Origin of the sequence: Micromonospora sp. WMMD754 (assembly GCF_049315235.1) — a bacterium.
GTDB classification, from domain to species: Bacteria; Actinomycetota; Actinomycetes; order Mycobacteriales; family Micromonosporaceae; genus Micromonospora; species Micromonospora sediminicola.
This window is the reverse complement of record NZ_CP186058.1, coordinates 4,991,633-5,006,561: the sequence shown is the minus strand read 5'-3', so window position 1 is coordinate 5,006,561 and position 14,929 is coordinate 4,991,633. Positions and strand designations below refer to the sequence as shown.

2 protein-coding genes are annotated in these 14,929 nt (G+C 76.3%); both read right to left on the bottom strand.

Features of this window, described 5'->3' with window-relative positions:
* Positions 1-6 precede the first annotated feature (6 nt).
* Positions 7-864, bottom strand: coding sequence for a metallophosphoesterase family protein (locus ACN27B_RS24055; RefSeq protein ID WP_422746057.1), 858 nt, complete (start codon positions 862-864; stop codon positions 7-9).
* Positions 858-14,918 (bottom strand): type I polyketide synthase, encoded by a 14,061-nt coding sequence (locus ACN27B_RS24050; RefSeq protein WP_422741580.1) that lies wholly within the window; start codon positions 14,916-14,918, stop codon positions 858-860. The genes ACN27B_RS24055 and ACN27B_RS24050 overlap by 7 nt, the downstream gene beginning before the upstream one ends.
* Positions 14,919-14,929 lie beyond the last annotated feature (11 nt).

The window sequence follows — 14,929 nt, the reverse complement described above, 5'->3', positions numbered from 1 at the left end:
GGACGGTCAGCGGAGCTGCCCGGCGAGGGTGGGCAGGATCGCCCGGGGCCGTCCGGGCGGGGTGGCGCGGCGGCGCCACTCGCGCGGGTAGCCGACGGACACCTCCTCGAACCGCACCCCGTCGTAGCGGGTGCTGCGCGGGATGTGCAGGTGCCCGTAGACGGCGACGCGGGCCTCGTAGTGCAGGTGCCAGTCGGCGGTGAGGTCGGTGCCGCACCACTGGGCGAACTCGGGGTGCCGCAGGATCCGGGTGGGTTCGCGGACCAGCGGGTAGTGGTTGACCAGCACGGTGGGCAGGCCGCCGCGCTCGGCGTCGAGGCGCCGTTCGGTGCGGATGACCCGGGCCCGGCACCACGCGTCGCGACTCGGGTACGGGTCGGGGTGCAGCAGGATCTCGTCGGTGCACACCACCCCGGTCTCGTACGCCCGCGCCAGCGCCTGGGCCCGGTTCCAGGTGCCCGGGGGCCGCCACGAGTGGTCGTACCCGACGAACAGTGGCACCACCAGCACCGGGTCGCCGTCGGGGTCCCACACCGGGTACGGGTCCTCGGGCGTGCGCACGCCGAGGCGCCGGCACAGGTCCACCAGGTGCCGGTAGCGGGCCTCGCCGCGCAGTTGCACCGGGTCGTCGCGGGGCGTCCACAGCTCGTGGTTGCCGGGCGCCCAGACGACCCGGGCGAACCGGTCGGCGAGCAGGCCGAGCACCCACTCGACGTCGTGCAGGTACTCGCCGACGTCGCCGGCGACGATCAGCCAGTCGTCGTCGTGGTCGGGGCGCAGCCGCTCGACCAGCGCGCGGTTCTCCGCGTACCCGACGTGCAGGTCGCTGATGGCGAGCAACCGCCCGCTGCTGCCGGTCACGATTTGCCGAACTCCTGTCGGATGATGGCGAAGATGTCGTCCTCGTCGGCGGCGGCCAGGTCGTCGGCGGGCGGCGGGGTGGCCGGGCCGCCCCGCCAGCGCGACAGCAGGTCCTCCAGCCGGCGCGTGACGTCCGCGGCGCGCCGGTCGTCGGGCACCGCGTCGAGCAGCCGTGCCAGCCGGTCGATGCCGTCGGTGACCGGGTCGGCGGGGCCGGCGGGCAGCAGTTCCCGGCCCAGGTGCGCGGCGAGCGCCGCCGGGGTGGGGTGGTCGAAGACCAGCGTGGTGGGCATTGTCAGGCCGGTCTCGGCGGTGAGCCGGTTGCGCAGTTCCACGGCGGTGAGCGAGTCGAAGCCGAGGTCGAGGAAGCCGCGCCCGGCCCGGATCGCGGCCGGGGTGCGGTGCCCGAGCACGGTGGCCGCCGCCGCGCGGACCAGGTCGAGCAGCGTCCGCTCCCGCTCCACCGCGCCGGCGGCGGCGAGCCGGTCGCGCAGCGCCTTCGGCGCGCCCGCGTCGGTGGCCGGCGGCCCGGCCGGGTCGGTGGCGGCCTCGGGGATGCCGGCGAGCAGCGGGCTGGGCCGGCGGGCGGTGAACGACGGCGCGAACCGGTCCCAGGCGACGTCGGCGACGACCACCGCCGCGTCGTCCCGGTCGAGTGCGCTTCCCAGCGCGGTGACCGCGAGGTCCGGGGCGAGCGCGGGCAGGCCGCGCCGGGCGAGCTGGTCGCGCTGCTCGCCCGCGGCCATGCCGCCGCCGGCCCACGGCCCCCAGGCCACGGCGGTGCCGGCGGCGCCGCGTGCCCGGCGGCGGGCCACCAGCCCGTCGAGGTACGCGTTGGCGGCGGCGTAGCCGGCCTGGCCGGCGGAGCCCCACACCCCGGCGATGGAGGAGAACACCACGAACGCGTCCATCCCGTCGGGCAGCAGCGCGTCGAGGTGGGCCGCGCCGTCGACCTTGGCCCGGAGCACGTCGGCCAGCTCGGTGCCGGTCATGGTGGCCAGCGGGGTGGCCTGGGCGGCGCCGGCGGCGTGCACGACGGCCCGGACCGGGTCGCCGGCCGCGGCCAGCCCGTCCAGCAGCCCGGCGAGCGCGTCCCGGTCCGCCACGTCACACGCGGCCACGCTCACCCGCACGCCCCGCTCCCGCAGCCGCTCCGCCAACTCGGTCGCGCCGGGGGCGTCTTCACCGCGCCGGCTGGTCAGCACCAGATGCTCCGCACCGACGCCCGCCGCCCACTCGGCGACCCGACCGCCCAGCGCGCCGGTACCGCCGGTCACCAACACCGTGCCCGCGAACCGGAACTCCCGCCGCGCCGAGTCACCGGACGCCCGCACCAACCGCCGCCCGAACACCCCCGACGACCGCACCGCCACCTGATCCTCGACACCGCCCAGCACGGCGCACACCCGCCGCACGGCCTGCTCGTCGACCTCGGCCGGCAGGTCGATCAGGCCACCCCAGCGACCGGGCTCCTCCAGCGCGGCCACCCGGCCGAGGCCCCAGGTGCCGGCGGCGACCGGGTCGACCGGGCGGTCGGACGCGCCGACCGCGACCGCGCCCCGGGTCAGCCACCACACCGGCCCGGACAGGCCGGCGTCCGCGACGGCCTGGACGGTGGCCAGCGCGGCGCCGGGGCCCGCGCCGGCGAGCGCGAGCAGGGACACCACCCCGGCGGCCACGTCGCCGTCGCGCAGCGCCTTGGCGAGCAGGTCCCGGTCGTCCGCCGGCCCGTGGACCGGCACCGGCCGTACGGTCGCGCCGGCCGTCGTCATCCCGTCGGTCAAAGCCGCGACCACCGCGTCGTCGACCCCGGCGTACGGCACGAGCAGCAGCCACGTGCCGGCCAGCGCCGGCGTGGTCGTCTCCGGTACGGGCTGCCAGTCGACGCGGTACCGCCAGGCGTCGGCGGTGGCGCGTCGCCGGCCGGCCCGCCGCCACCGGGCGAGCGCCGGCAGCAGGTCGGCGACGGGCTGGTCGGTGCGGAACCGGGGATCGAGCGGGGTGAGGTCGGCCCGTTCGACGGCGGCCCAGAAGCCGTCGTCGGCCGCCTCGGCGGTGCCGCCCACCGGGCCGTCCTGGTCGATCAGCCAGTAGCGCCGGTGCTGGAACGCGTAGGTGGGCAGGTCGACGGTGGCGGGCCGGCGGCCGTCGACGCTGTACCAGGCCGTCCAGTCGACCGGGGTGCCGGCGACGTGCAGCCGCGCCAACGCGGTGGTCAGCGCGGTCACCTCGTCCTGGTCGCGGCGCAGCGCCGGGATCTGGTGCACGGTCCGGTCGGTGGGAACGTCGGCGGCCATCGCGGTCAGCGTGGCGTCCGGCCCGACTTCCAGGACCGTGGTCACGCCGAGGTCGTGCAGGGTGGTGACGCCGTCGGCGAAGCGGACCGCCTCCCGGACGTGCCGCACCCAGTACTCGGGTGTCGCGATGTCGTCGGGCTCGGCGAGCCGCCCGGTCAGGTTCGACACGATCGGCAGCGTCGGCGACCGCCAGTCCAGGTCGGCGATCGCGGCCCGGAACCCGTCCAGCATAGGCTCCATCAGACGCGAGTGGAACGCGTGACTCACCGCCAACCGCTTCACCCGCCAACCCCGCTCCACGCACTCCCCCGCCACCCGGTCCAGGTCAGCGACGGCACCGGACAGCACCACCGACGACGGGCCGTTCACCGCCGCGATGTCCACCGCGTCGACGGGAGCGGACGCCCGTCGAGCGGCCCCGCCCAACCGGAGCAGCTCGTGGACCTGATCCTCCGACGCCCCGACCGCCAGCATCCCGCCGCCGGACGGCAACGCCTGCATCAACGACCCCCGCGCCGCCACCAACGCGCACGCATCGTCCAGGGTCAGGACGCCGGCCACGTGCGCGGCGGTCACCTCACCGATCGAATGCCCCGCCACGAAGTCCGCGCCGACGCCCCACGAGGACAACAACTCCCACAACGCCACCTCGACCGCGAACAACCCGGCCTGCGCGTAGACGGTCCGGTCCAGCAGGTCCCCGCCCTCGGACACCACCTTCCCCAACGGCCTGTCGAGCCGACCGTCGAACAGCGCACACACCCGGTCGAACGCGTCCGCGAACACGGGGAACGCGGCGTACAGCCCCCGGCCCATGCCGGCGCGCTGCGAGCCCTGACCGGTGAACAGCACCGCCCGCCGGCCGGAGACCACCTCACCCGACACCACACCCGGCGCCGTCCCGCCCTCGGCCAGCGCGGACAGCCCGGCCAGCAACGCGTCCCGGTCCACGCCGACCACCGCGGCCCGATGCTCCAGCGCCGCACGGCCGGTCGCCAGGGACCAGCCGACCTCGACCGGCGACACGTCCCGGTCCCGGAGGTGGGCGGCCAGCCGGGCCGCCTGGGCGGCCAGGGCCTCCGTCGATCGCGCCGACACCAGCCACGGGACGGCCGTCTCCATCGCGCCGGCCCAGCCGCCGTCGCCGGCCGGCTCGGGTGCTTCGAGGATCACGTGGGCGTTGGTGCCGGAGATGCCGAACGAGGACACCGCCGCCCGGCGGGGCCGGTCCACCGCCGGCCACGGCCGCGCGGAGGTGACCAGGTCGACCGCGCCGGCCGACCAGTCCACCTTCGACGACGGCCGGTCGACGTGCAGGGTGGCCGGGACGAGGCCGTGCCGCAGCGCGAGGACCGCCTTGATGACACCGGCCGCTCCGGCGGCCGCCTGGACGTGGCCGATGTTGGACTTGATCGAGGAGAGCAGCAGCGGCGTGCCGGCGCGCTCCTGCCCGTACGTGGCCAGCAGCGCCTGCGCCTCGATCGGGTCGCCCAGCGTGGTGCCGGTGCCGTGCGCCTCCACCATGTCCACGTCGGACGGGGACAGCCCGGCGTTCGCCAGCGCCGCGCGGATGACGCGCTGCTGCGCCGGTCCGTTGGGGGCGGTGAGCCCGTTCGACGCGCCGTCGGAGTTCACCGCCGAGCCGCGCAGCACGGCGAGGATCCGCCGGCCGTCGCGGCGGGCGTCGGAGAGACGCTGCACCAGCAGCACGCCGACGCCCTCACCCCAGCCGGTGCCGTCCGCGCCCTCGGCGAACGACCGGCATCGACCGTCGGCGGCGAGGCCGCCCTGCCGGGAGAACTCGACGAAGGTGGCCGGTGAGGCCATCACGGTCACGCCACCGGCGAGCGCGAGCGTGCACTCGCCGCTGCGCAGCGACTGGGCGGCCAGGTGCAGCGCGACCAGCGACGACGAGCAGGCCGAGTCCACGGTCAGCGCGGGCCCCTCGAAGCCGAGCGTGTAGGCGACCCGACCGGAGAGCACGCTGGTGGCGGTGCCGGTGAGCAGGTGCCCGCCGACCTCTTGGTCGCGGCCCATCGCCGTCGAGGCGTACCCCTGGAAGCCGGCGCCGGCGAAGACGCCGACGCGTTCCCCGCGGAGCCGGGCGGGGTCGATGCCGGCGTTTTCGACCGCCTCCCAGGCGGCTTCGAGCAGCAGCCGTTGCTGCGGGTCCATCGCGAGGGCCTCGCGTGGAGAGATGCCGAAGAAGTCGGCGTCGAAGGCGCCCGCGTCGTAGACGAATCCGCCCTGCCGGGGGAACGAGGTGTCGGTGAGCCGGCCGGCGAGGAACCGGTCCCAGCCGCGGTCGAGGGGGAAGTCGGAGATGCCGTCGCGTCCGGCCGCGAGCAGGTCCCACAGCTCGTCGGGATTGGTGACGCCGCCGGGCAGGCGACAGGCCATGCCGACGACCACGATCGGGTCGTCGTCGACGGCGACACGGGCCGCCGGTCCGTCCGCCGCCGCCGGCTCGCCGGTCAGCGTGGCGGCGAGGTAGGCGGCGAGGGCCGCCGGGGTCGGCTGGTCGAACACGAGCGTGCTGGGCAGCGCCAGGCCCGTCTCGGTGGCGAGCCGGTTGCGCAGCTCGACGGCGGTCAGCGAGTCGAAGCCCTGCCGTTGGAACGCACGGTCGGCGGCCACCGCGTCGGCGCTCGGGTGGCCGAGCACGGCCGCGGCCTGGGCGCGGACCAGGTCGAGCAGGTGGCCGTCGCGCCGGCTCGGGGTGAGGGCGGCGAGCCGGCGGGCGAGTGGGGTGGTCCGCTCGCCGGGCGCGACCGGCGCGGGTCGGGCCTCGGGCAGGTCGTCCAGCAGTGGGCTGGACCGCAGGGCGGTGAACGTGGCGGCGAACCGGTCCCAGGCGACGTCGGCGACGACCACCGTCGTGTCGTCGCGGTCGAGCGCGCGGTGCAGCGCGGTGACCGCGAGGTCCGGGTCCATCGCGGGCAGGCCGCGCCGGGCCAGCGCCTCCCGCGCCTCGCCCCGCGCGGCCATGCCGCCGCCGGCCCAGGGTCCCCAGGCCACGGCGGTACCGGCGGCGCCGCGCGCGCGGCGGCGGGCCACCAACGCGTCGGCGTACGCGTTGGCGGCGGCGTAGCCGGCCTGGCCGGCGGAGCCCCACACCCCGGCGATGGAGGTGAACACCACGAACGCGTCCAGCCCGTCGGGCAGCAACGCGTCGAGGTGGCCGGCGCCGTCGACCTTGGCGCGCAGCACGTCCCGCAGTTCGTCGGTGGTGACGGCGGCGAGCGGGGTGAACTGCGGCGCGCCGGCGGCGTGCACGACGGCCCGGACCGGATCGCCGGCCGCGGCCAGCCCGTCCAGCAGCCCGGCCAACGCGTCCCGGTCCGCCACGTCACACGCGGCCACCGTCACCCGCACACCGCGCTTCCGCAGCCGCTCCGCCAGTTCGGTCGCGCCGGGGGCGTCTTCGCCGCGCCGGCTGGTCAGCACCAGATGCTCCGCACCGACGCCGGCCGCCCACTCGGCAACCCGACCGCCCAGCGCACCAGTACCACCGGTCACCAGCACCGTCCCGGCGAACCGGAACTCCCGCCGCACCGGATCCCCGGACGCCCGGACCAACCGCCGCCCGAACACCCCCGACGACCGCACCGCCACCTGATCCTCGACACCGCCCAGCACGGCGCACACCCGCCGCACGGCCTGCTCGTCGACCTCGGCCGGCAGGTCGACCAGGCCACCCCACCGGCCCGGCTCCTCCAGCGCGGCCACCCGGCCCAGGCCCCAGGTCGCCGCCGCGGCGGGCTCGGCGGGGGTGTCCGTGGCGCTGACGGCCACGGCGTTGCGGGTCAGCCACCACAGCCGTCCGCCGACGCCGCTGTCGGTGTGGGCCTGCGCGACCGTCAGCGCCGTCTCCGGGGCCGCGTCGAGCAGCGACAGCACCCCGGCGACGGCACCGCCGACGGCGGCGGCGCGGAGCCGGTCGGCGAGGCTCTGCCGGTCGGTGGCACCGTCGAGGGTCACCGGCACGACGTGGGCGCCGTACCCGGTCATCCGGTCGACCAGCGGGGGGTCGGTCCGGCCGGGCCCGGCCAGCACCAGCCACGTCCCGGTCAGGGCCGGCCGGGGTACGGAGGTGAGCGGCCGCCACCGCACCCGGTAGCGCCACGAGTCGGCGGCGGCGTGCTCCCGTCCCGTCCGCCGCCAGCGCGCCAGCGCCGGCAGCAGGTCCCGCAGCGGCTGGTCCGGGGTGAGCCGCAGCTCGGCGCCGAGGCCGCTGAGGTCCTCCTGCTCGACGGCCGCCCAGAACCGGTCGTCGAGGTCGGTGCCGGTTCGTGTCGTGGGTGTGGGCTCCGGCCAGTACCGGGTGCGTTGGAAGGCGTACGTGGGCAGGTCCACGGTGGCGGGCCGGCGGCCGTCCACGCTGTACCAGGCCGTCCAGTCGACCGGGGTGCCGGCGACGTGCAGCCGCGCCAACGCGGTGGTCAATGCGGTCACCTCGTCCTGGTCACGGCGCAACGCCGGGATGTGGTGCACGGTCCGGTCGGCCGGGACGTCGGCGGCCATCGCGGTCAACGTGGCGTCCGGCCCGACTTCCAGGACCGTGCTCACCCCGAGGTCGTGCAGCGTGGCCACGCCGTCGGCGAAGCGGACCGCCTCCCGGACGTGCCGCACCCAGTAGTCCGGGCCCGCGATGTCGTCAGGGTCGGCGAGCCGCCCGGTCAGGTTGGACACGATCGGCAGCGTCGGCGACCGCCAGTCCAGGCCGGCGATCGCGGCCCGGAACCCGTCCAGCATCGGCTCCATCAACCGCGAGTGGAACGCGTGACTCACCGCCAACCGCTTCACCCGCCAACCCCGCGCGACACACTCCCCCGCCACCCGGTCCAGATCCACCAGAGCGCCCGACAGCACCACCGACGACGGACCGTTCACCGCCGCCACGTCGACGCCACCCAACCCGGCCACGCTCGCCGACTGGCTGCCGGTGCCGGCGACGACCGGCGGGCCACCCACGACCGGCTCTGCCCCGGCACCGTCGACTCCCCACAGCCGCCCGTCCGCCGACTCGGCAACCTCCGCCGTGGCGTCACCGGACCGCAGCAGCGCGCGAACCTCATCCTCCGACGCGCCCACCGCCAGCATCCCGCCACCGCCGGGCAACGCCTGCATCAACGACCCCCGCGCCGCCACCAACGCGACCGCGTCCTCCAGCGACAACACCCCCGCCACGTACGCGGCCGTCACCTCACCGATCGAATGCCCCGCGACGAAGTCGGCACCGACACCCCACGACGACAGCAACTCCCACAGAGCAACCTCGACCGCGAACAACCCGGCCTGCGCATAGACCGTCCGGTCCAGCAGCTCCCCGCCGTCGAACACCACCTCCCGCAACGGCCGGTCCAGGCGACCCTCGAACGCCCCGCACACCCGGTCGAACGCCTCAGCGAACACCGGAAACGCCTCGTACAGCCCCCGGCCCATGCCGGCGCGCTGCGAACCCTGACCCGTGAACAGCACGGCCCGACGGCCGGACGCCACCTCACCGGTCAGCACACCCGGCACCGTCCCGCCCTGGGCGAGGGCGGACAGACCGGCCAGCAATGCGTCCCGGTCCGCGCCGAGCACGGCGGCGCGGTGTTCCATCGCGGTGCGCGAGGTGAGCAGGGACCAGCCGACCTCGGCCGGTGGGAGGTCGTCGTTCGCCCGCAGGTGGTCGGCCAGCCGGGCGGCCTGGTCGGCGAGGGCGGGGGCCGTCCGGGCCGAGAGCAGCCACGGCGTGACGGGGAACGAACCCGATGTCGGCGTCAGCCGGGGCACGGTCGGCTCGGGTGCTTCGAGGATCACGTGGGCGTTGGTGCCGGAGATGCCGAACGACGACACCGCCGCCCGCCGCGGCCGGCCGGTCACGGGCCATGGCCGCGCGGACGTCACCAGCTCCACCGCTCCGGCCGACCAGTCCACCTTCGACGACGGCGCGTCCACGTGCAGCGTCGGCGGCACCACCCCGTGCCGCATCGCGAGGACCATCTTGACCAGACCGGCCACGCCCGCGGCGGCCTGGGTGTGGCCGACGTTCGACTTCACCGACCCGAGCAGCAACGGTTCGGCCCGCTCCTGCCCGTACGTGGCCAGCAGCGCCTGCGCCTCGATCGGATCACCCAGCGTCGTGCCGGTGCCGTGCGCCTCCACCACGTCCACGTCGCCCGGGGACAGGCGCGCGTCGGCCAACGCGGCGCGGATGACGCGCTGCTGCGCCGGCCCGTTCGGCGCGGTCAGGCCGTTCGACGCGCCGTCGGAGTTGATCGCGGAGCCGGCCACCACGGCGAGGATCCGCCGGCCGTCACGGCGGGCGTCGGAGAGACGCTGCACCAGCAGCACGCCGACGCCCTCACCCCAGCCGGTGCCGTCCGCGCCCTCGGCGAACGACCGGCACCGGCCGTCGGCGGCGAGGCCGCCCTGCCGGGAGAACTCGACGAACGCGCCCGGGGTCGCCATCACGGTCACGCCACCGGCCAGGGCCAGGTCGCACTCCCCGGCGCGCAGCGACTGGGCGGCCAGGTGCAGCGCCACCAGGGAGGAGGAGCAGGCGGTGTCCACGGTGACCGCCGGCCCTTCGAAGCCGAACGCGTACGACACCCGGCCGGAGAGCACGCTGGCGGAGGCCCCGGTGGCGCCGTAGCCGGCGAGGTGTTCGCCGCCGTAGCGGATGAGGTGGTCGAAGTCCTGCCCGTTGGTGCCGGCGAAGACACCGACGCGCTGGCCGGCCAGGCCGGCCGGGTCGATCCGGGCGTCCTCGATCGCCGCCCAGGCGGTCTCCAGCAGCAGCCGCTGCTGCGGGTCCATGGCGACCGCCTCGCGGGGCGAGATGCCGAAGAAGTGGGCGTCGAACGCGGCGGCGTCGGCCAGGAACGCGCCGCGGGTCACGTCGGGTGGCAGCGCGCCCAGGTCCCAGTGCCGGTCGGTCGGCAGGTCGGACATGGCGTCGACGCCGTCGGCGAGCAGCCGCCAGAACGCGTCCGGGGAGTCCGCCCCGCCGGGGAAGCGGCACGCCACGCCGACGACGGCGATCGGGTCGTCGTCGACGGGACGTACCGGTGTGTCGGTGGTGGCGGCCGACCCGCCGGACAGTTCGGTCACGAGGTGGGCGGCCAGGGCCTCGGGGTTGGGATGGTCGAAGGCGAGCGTGGCCGGCAGGGTGAGGCCGGTGGCGGCGGCGAGCCGGTTGCGCAGTTCGACGGCGCTGAGCGAGGTGAAACCGAGGTCGCGGAACGCGCGCCGGGCCGGCACCGCGTCGGCGTCGTCGTGGCCGAGCACGGCGGCGATCTCGGCGCGGACCAGGTCGCCGAGCGTGTCCCGCCGCTCGGCCGGGGTGAGTGCGGCCAGCCGTCCGCGCAGCCTGGTGGCCCGGTCGGTGCCGGCGACGGCCGGCGCGGTCAGCAGGTCGCGGATCAGCGGGTCGGGCCGGGGGCCGGCGGTGGCGGCGATCCGGTCCCAGTCGGCGTCGGCGACGACGACGTGGGTCTCGTCCCGGTCCAACGCCCGGTGCAGGGAACGGACGGCGCGGGCGGGGTCCATGGCCCGGACGCCGCCGCGCGCCATCCGACGTTCGAACTCGCCGGCGCTGACCCCGCCGTCGGCCCAGAGTCCCCAGCCGAGGGAGGTGGCGGGCAGCCCGTCGGCGCGGCGGCGTCGGGCGAGCGCGTCGAGCCAGGCGTTGCCGGGCGCGTAGTTGCCCTGCCCGGGTCCGGCCATGGTGCCGGCGAGGGAGGAGAAGAGCACGAACGCGGTCAGGTCGTGCTCGCGGGTCAGCTCGTCGAGGTGGCGGGCGGCGTCGACCTTGGCCCGCAGCGCGGTGGCCATCCGGCCGACGGTGAGCGCGTCGGTGACGGTGTCGTCCAGGGCGGCGGCGGTGTGCACGACGGTGCGCAGCGGCGCGTCGGCGGGGACGGTCGCGAGCAGGTCGCGTACCGCGTCGCGGTCGGCGACGTCGCAGGCCGCGACCGTGACCCGGGTGCCGTGCGCGGTCAGCTCGTCGACCAGGTCGGCGGCGCCGGGCGCGTCGGGTCCACGCCGGCTGACCAGCAGGAGATGGTCGACGCCGGCGGCGGCCAGGGCCCGGGCGACGTGCGCGCCGAGCGCGCCGGTGCCGCCGGTGACCAGCGCGGTGCCGCGCGGCGTCCAGCTCCGCCCGGCGCCGGCCGGCCGTCCGGCCCGGACCAGCCGCCGGGCGTACGCCCCGGTGCCGCGTACCGCGAGTTGGTCCTCGGCCGGGTCGCCGTCGAGCAGCCGGCGCACCCGGGTGGCGGCGGGCGGGTCGGCCGTCGGGGGCAGGTCGACGAGCCCACCCCAGCGGTGCGGGTGTTCGGCGCGCAGTGCGCCGCCGAGGCCCCAGAGCAGCGCCTGGTCGGGGTCGACCGCGGTGTCGTCGGGGTCGGCGGCGACGGCGGCGCGGGTGGCGACCCAGAGCCGCGCGGCGGCGCCGGCGTCGCCGAGCGCCTGGGCGAGCGTGACGGTGTCGGCGAGCCCCACCGGCACGGAGGGGCTGTCCGGGTGTGTTCCGGACGTCAGGCCGAGCAGGGACAGCACGGCGCCGGGGGCGGCGAGCGCGCCGAGGTCGCGGGCGAGGTCGGCGCGGCCGTGGCCGGCGGGCACGGTCAGTGTCCGGACGCCGGGCCCGGCCAGCGCGTCGGCCCACTGCCGGGCCGGTCCGTCCGCCCCTTGCGGTACGACGAGCAGCAGGTCGCCGTCGTCGGCGCGACCGGTCTCGGCGAGCGGTTGCCAGGTGACGCGGTAGTGCCAGGAGTCGAGGGTGGCGTCGTCCTCCTGGCGGCGGCGCCAGGCGGAGAGGGCGGGGAGCACGGTGGCGAGGGGCGCGTCGGGGTCGACGGCGAGCGCGGTGGCCAGGCCGTCCACGTCCTCGTCGTCGACGACCCGCCAGAACGCGGCGTCGTCCGGGTCCGCGTCGGGGTGGCGGGTGCGGGCGTCGAGCCAGTAGCGCCGGTGGTGGAAGGCATAGGTGGGCAGGTCGACGGTGGCGGGCCGGCGGCCGTCGACGCTGTACCAGGCCGTCCAGTCGACGGGGGTGCCGGCGACGTGCAGCCGCGCCAACGCGGTGGTCAGCGCGGTCACCTCGTCCTGGTCGCGGCGCAGCGCCGGGATCTGGTGCACGGTCCGGTCGGTGGGAACGTCGGCGGCCATCGCGGTCAACGTGGCGTCCGGCCCGACCTCCAGGACCGTGCCCACCCCGAGGTCGTGCAGCGTGGTGACGCCGTCGGCGAAGCGGACCGCCTCGCGGACGTGCCGCACCCAGTACTCGGGTGTCGCGATGTCGTCGGGCTCGGCGAGCCGCCCGGTCAGGTTGGACACGATCGGCAGCGTCGGCGTCCGCCAGTCCAGGTCGGCGATCGCGGCCCGGAACCCGTCCAGCATCGGCTCCATCAGACGCGAGTGGAACGCGTGACTCACCGCCAACCGCTTCACCCGCCAACCCCGCTCCGCGCACTCCCCCGCCACCCGGTCCAGGTCGGCGACGGCGCCGGACAGCACCACCGAGGACGGGCCGTTCACCGCCGCGATGTCGACGCCGCCACCCGGACCCGCGCCGGCCACCACCGGCTCCGCCACGGCACCGTCGGGTCCTCGCAGCGGCCCGTCCGCCGGATCGGCGCCCGCAGCCGTAGCGACACCCGGCCGCAGCAGCGCCCGCACCTGGTCTTCGGACGCGCCGACCGCCAGCATCCCGCCGCCGGCCGGCAGCGCCTGCATCAACGCACCGCGCGCCGCCACCAACGCGACCGCGTCGTCCAGGGACAGCACCCCCGCCACATGCGCGGCGGTCACCTCACCGATCGAATGCCCGGCGAGGTAGTCGACCCGCACACCCCACGACGACAGCAACTCCCACAGAGCGACCTCGACCGCGAACAACCCCGCCTGCGCGTAGACCGTCCGATCCAGCAGGTCCCCGCCCGCGAACACCACCTCCCGCAACGACCGATCCAGGCGACCCTCGAACGCCGCGCACACCCGGTCGAACGCCGCCGCGAACACCGGAAACGCGGAATACAACCCCCGGCCCATCCCGGCGCGCTGCGAGCCCTGACCGGTGAACACCACCGCCCGCCGACCCGACACCACCTCACCCGATACCAGACCGGCAGCGGACCTGCCCTGCGCGAGGGCCGACAACCCGGCCAGCAACGCGTCCCGATCCGCACCCACCACCGCCGCGCGATGCTCCAACGCGGCGCGGGTCGTCGCCAGGGACCAGCCCACCTCGACCGGCGACACGTCGTCCCGGCCCCGCAGGTGATCGACCAGCCGGGCCGCCTGGTTCACGAGCGCCGACGCCGAACGCGCCGACACCGTCCACGACAGGACCGGCGGTGCCGTGCCCACGGCCGCGTCGTCCGCGACCGGCTCGGGCGCCTCCAGGATCACGTGGGCGTTGGTGCCGGAGATGCCGAACGACGACACCGCCGCCCGCCGGGGCCGATCGGTCGCCGGCCACGGCCGCGCCGACGTCACCAGCTCCACCGCCCCGGCCGACCAGTCCACCTTCGACGACGGCGCGTCCACGTGCAGCGTCGGCGGCACCACCCCGTGCCGCATGGCGAGGACCATCTTGACGATCCCGGCCACCCCGGCGGCGGCCTGCGTGTGGCCCAGGTTCGACTTCACCGAGCCGAGCAGCAACGGCGTGGACCGGTCCTGCCCGTACGTGGCCAGCAGTGCCTGCGCCTCGATCGGATCACCCAACGTGGTGCCGGTGCCGTGCGCCTCCACCACGTCCACCTCGACGGGCGACAGCCGCGCCGAGGCGAGGGCCGCCCGGATCACCCGCTGCTGCGCCGGGCCGTTCGGTGCGGTGAGCCCGTTCGACGCCCCGTCCTGGTTGACCGCCGTACCGCGCACCACGGCGAGGACGCGGTGGCCGTGCCGGCGGGCGTCGGTGAGTCGTTCCAGGAGCAGCACGCCGACGCCCTCGGACCAGCCGGTGCCGTCGGCGCCCTCGGCGAACGACTTGCACCGACCGTCGGGGGCCAGGCCGCGCTGCCGGCTGAAGTCGACGAACGTCTCCAGCGTGGTCATCACGGTGACGCCACCGGCGAGCGCGAGAACGGACTCGCCGGCGCGCAGCGACCGCACGGCCAGGTGCAGCGCGACCAACGAGGACGAGCAGGCGGTGTCGACGGTGAGCGCCGGGCCCTCCAGGCCGAGGGTGTAGGCGACCCGGCCGGACAGGACGCTGCTGGCGGTGCCGCCGCCGATGAAACCGTCCAGGGTGTCCGGGACGTCGTCGAGGGTCGCCGCGTAGTTGTGGTACATCATGCCGGCGAAGACGCCGACCCGGCTGCCCCGCAACGACAGCGGGTCGATCCGGGCGTCCTCGATCGCCGCCCAGGACGCCTCCAGCATGAGCCGCTGCTGCGGGTCCATCGCCAGCGCCTCGTACGGGGAGATGGTGAACAGCTCCGGGTCGAAGTTCCCGGCGTCATGCAGGAAGCCGCCCTCCCGGGCGTACGTGCTGCCCCGCCGCTCCCCCGTCGGGTCGTACGCCCGCTCGGTGTCCCAGCCCCGGTCGGTGGGGAACCCGGTGATGCCGTCGCCGGCGCCGGCCACGAGGTCCCACAACTCCTGGGGCGACCGGACACCGCCGGGGTAGCGGCAGCTCATCCCGACGATCGCGATCGGCTCGTGGTCCTTGGCGTCGGCGGCCCTCAGCCGTTCGCTGGTCTCGTGCAGGTCGGCGGTGACGCGTTTGAGGTACTCACGGAGCTTGGCTTCGTTCGCCATCGGGATTCACC